Origin of the sequence: Stenotrophomonas sp. SrG (assembly GCF_050031795.1) — a bacterium.
Lineage (GTDB): Bacteria > Pseudomonadota > Gammaproteobacteria > Xanthomonadales > Xanthomonadaceae > Stenotrophomonas > Stenotrophomonas rhizophila_A.
The window spans coordinates 1-244 of the sequence record NZ_JBNBBE010000846.1; the positions used below are offsets into that span (position 1 = coordinate 1).

Sequence of the window (244 nt, forward strand, 5' to 3'; positions counted from 1 at the left end):
ACCTCGATGGGGCGTGCGGACCTGCGTGGCATGGGCATCGACCCCGAGCCGGTCGACGTGGGGGTGGAACGCGCGCTGGCCGCGCAGGCGGCCGGCATCGACGGCGTGATCGCCGCGGGCCAGGAAGCCGGCCCGATCCGCGCCGCCACCGGCGCCGGGTTCTCGATCGGGTGCCCGGGCATCCGCCCCGGTGGCCCGGTGGGCGACGACCAGAAGCGCACCGTGGGCGTGGCCCAGGCGTTCG

At 77.5% G+C, this 244-nt stretch carries 1 protein-coding gene; it reads left to right on the forward strand.

What is annotated here, in order from left to right:
* Window positions 1–244 (forward strand): orotidine 5'-phosphate decarboxylase / HUMPS family protein (locus ACQG3P_RS21930; protein ID WP_426806228.1); only part of this gene is annotated, 244 nt, incomplete at both ends.